This window comes from Pseudomonas sp. 30_B, from assembly GCF_017491605.1.
GTDB lineage: Bacteria > Pseudomonadota > Gammaproteobacteria > Pseudomonadales > Pseudomonadaceae > Pseudomonas.
This window is the reverse complement of sequence record NZ_JAFGYY010000449.1, coordinates 1-249: the sequence shown is the minus strand read 5'-3', so window position 1 is coordinate 249 and position 249 is coordinate 1. Positions and strand designations below refer to the sequence as shown.

The 249-nt window shown below is 53.4% G+C and carries 1 tRNA gene and 1 rRNA gene; both read right to left on the bottom strand.

Features of this window, described 5'->3' with window-relative positions:
- Positions 1-44: 44 nt before the first annotated feature.
- Positions 45-121: transfer RNA gene (locus tag J5M67_RS29065), tRNA-Ile, on the bottom strand.
- 64 nt (positions 122-185) lie between these two features.
- Positions 186-249: ribosomal RNA gene (locus J5M67_RS29060) — 16S ribosomal RNA — on the bottom strand; the annotation flags it as partial.

Genomic DNA, 249 nt, shown 5'->3' with positions numbered 1-249 from the left:
AGCTGAGCTATGGCCCCATCGGATCAGCAGCACACCACAACAATTGGTGGGTCTGGGCAGATTCGAACTGCCGACCTCACCCTTATCAGGGGTGCGCTCTAACCAACTGAGCTACAGACCCAATCGTCTAACCAGTGAATCAAGCAATTCGTGTGGGAGCTTATGAAGAAGCTGCGATCTTCGATTAAGGAGGTGATCCAGCCGCAGGTTCCCCTACGGCTACCTTGTTACGACTTCACCCCAGTCATG